1 protein-coding gene is annotated in these 304 nt (G+C 27.6%); it reads right to left on the minus strand.

Annotated features, from left to right (window positions below; genetic code table 11):
* A partial coding sequence (locus CWC16_RS20125) for a hypothetical protein (protein ID WP_212747466.1) occupies positions 1 to 304 on the minus strand: 304 nt, incomplete at both ends.

Here is a 304-nt window from a genome sequence, read left to right on the forward strand (position 1 = left end):
GGTTATTATCAATCTTTAATACATAGGCGTAATTGCAATTCTCAACTCTATTTATTATATTCCAACAACATTGGCTGGGGTCATAATCAATATCGAGTAGATAAAAATATTTACAGTTATCTGATGCGACCCAAGTCTTGTTCTTGAATTCAGTAATAAAAAAAGGTATTACATTTAAAAAAAATAAAGAGAAACTACCTATTCCTCCCTTTATAAATCCAGCTTTTATAACTTCATCTCCATTTTTATAAATACAAGCATTGCTACTAATATATAAATCACTCATTCCATATGAAAAACTAAT

The sequence above is a fragment of the Pseudoalteromonas sp. S3776 genome (assembly GCF_005886915.1).
Lineage (GTDB): Bacteria > Pseudomonadota > Gammaproteobacteria > Enterobacterales > Alteromonadaceae > Pseudoalteromonas.